This is a genomic window from Trebonia sp. (genome assembly GCF_049794275.1).
Lineage (GTDB): Bacteria > Actinomycetota > Actinomycetes > Streptosporangiales > Streptosporangiaceae > Trebonia.
Genome location: NZ_JBARCR010000859.1, coordinates 1 through 1935, shown reverse-complemented (window position 1 = coordinate 1935; position 1935 = coordinate 1). Strand labels below are relative to the sequence as shown.

The window sequence follows — 1935 nt, the reverse complement described above, 5'->3', positions numbered from 1 at the left end:
GCTGGGGCGCCCTGGCGAGGACGGCCGGGACGCGGCCAGCGGCGCGGCGCTCGAGCACGTACCGGGCCAGGGCGCAGGCACACGCGACGGCGGCGCCGCCGCCGTACCCCCACAGCCGGGTGTGGGTGATGACTATGCCGGCGAGGTGGAGGTTCGCGTTGTTCGCGAGGTAGCCACCTGCCGCGATCGCCAGCCACTCCGGGCGGCCGTCGAGCGCGACCAGCATCACAAGCAGGATCGCGTACCACTGGAAGTCCGGCGTGCACACGGCGAGGGCAGCGGAGGTCATCAGCACGCCGCCGCGCCACGGCTGGTCCGGGTCGCAGAACCGGTAGATCGCCACCGCGATCGCGGCCAGGATAACCACAGCCACGACGGTGGCCGTCTTGCCGTGCACGAACAGCCCGATGACGCTGAAGCCTTTTCCCGTCGAGTACCCCTCCTGGTGCAGGTAACCAGGAAAGAAACCGATGATCTTGCGGCCGACCGCCAGCACGTGCGGCGTGTAGACCAGCGAGATCGCCGCGGCGACGGACGCCGAGATCAGCCACCAGCCGCGGCGCAGCACGGCCGGAGCCACCAGCACGGGCGTCACCTTGGTGGCGATCGCCAGCCCGAGCAGGACCCCGCCGAGCACGGTTCTGCCCTCGGTTTTGGCCCTCGCCAGCAACAGCAACGCGACCAGCGTCAACGCGACCGCGACGACGTCGACGTGCGCGTTCTGCCCGCACTCGAGGATGACAGTGGGACACCAGGCCCAGAGCGCGGCGAGCCTCGGATCCTTCCCGAGCCTGCGCAGCCCGAGCAGGAGAATGACCGTGACGAGCATGGCGAAGGCGGCCGCCGCGGCCTGGACGGGGATGGCAGAGTCGTCCGCGGGCGCGGCGAGCTGCACGGCGAGGAAGTAGGCCTCGGCCACCGGCGGGTACACAGTGGGCACCTTGATCCGGTTCAGCTTCGAGCAGCCCGCCACCAGGCTGTCCGCCGGGTCGATCGTGCTGACGTGATTCACCTGCAGGCAGACCCCGTAGTGTCCGGGCCCGGTGCCCGACCACAGGAAGTCGTTGCGCAGCCGGGCGACCCCTTCGTCCGCCGGCGCGTACAGGTAGGGGTCGATGCCCGCCGCCTGCACCCTGCCGTCCCAGATGTACCGGTAGGAATCGCTGCTGTTCCGCGGCGGCCCGGTCATCGCGACCACCTGGAGCGCGATGCCGCCGACGAGGATCAGCCCGACCGCGAGCTTCAGCGTGACCTTTCGCAGTAGCCACGCCGCACAGCCGAACGCGATCCACGCGCCTCCGACCGGCGCCAGCGGCTGGAGCCGCGCCGGGTCGAGCCCAGGCTGCGCGACCAGCAGGATCATGCCCCCGAGGACGAGCAGGAACGAGATGATCGCGGCGACCCGGAGTTTTGCGCTCATGCGCCGAGGGTGCCACCACGCTGCGCGTTTGGGCTGATGCCCGTGGAGACCGTAACCAATCTTTAAGGCTTTACTACTGGCCGATGCGCCCGTCGATCCGCTCGCGCAGCAGGTCGGCGTGGCCCATGTGGCGGGCGTACTCCCCGATCATCCCGACCAGCACCTCGCGCAGCGACATCGGCCCGCCGCCGCTGCCGTGCTGGTTCAATGGATCGTCGGCGGTGATGTCGAGGCTGGGCGCCTGGGCCACGAACCGCGTGGCGAAGTCCACCTCCGCCCGCCATGCCTCCCAGGCCTCCGCGACCACCCGGGGGTCGGGAACCGCGCCGTCGAAATCAGCGTCACCGGAGCCGAACAGCCGGGGCACGTCCTGGCCCGCCATCATCACCCGGAACGTCAAACGCTCCCCGTCGGCCAGGTGCCGCACCAGCCCCAGCAGCGACATCGTCGACGGCTCGACCGAACGCCGCGCCATGGCCTCCGCGTCAAGACCTGCGCACTTCATCTCCAAAGTG

The 1935-nt window shown here is 70.3% G+C and carries 2 protein-coding genes; both read right to left on the bottom strand.

Features of this window, described 5'->3' with window-relative positions:
- On the bottom strand, positions 1-1420 hold a 1420-nt coding region (locus WA805_RS22265), incomplete at its 3' end, for a glycosyltransferase 87 family protein (RefSeq protein WP_425243302.1).
- 73 nt (positions 1421-1493) lie between these two features.
- Positions 1494-1935, bottom strand: a 442-nt coding sequence (locus WA805_RS22260; RefSeq protein WP_425243301.1) for a DinB family protein, incomplete at its 5' end; no start/stop codon positions are given.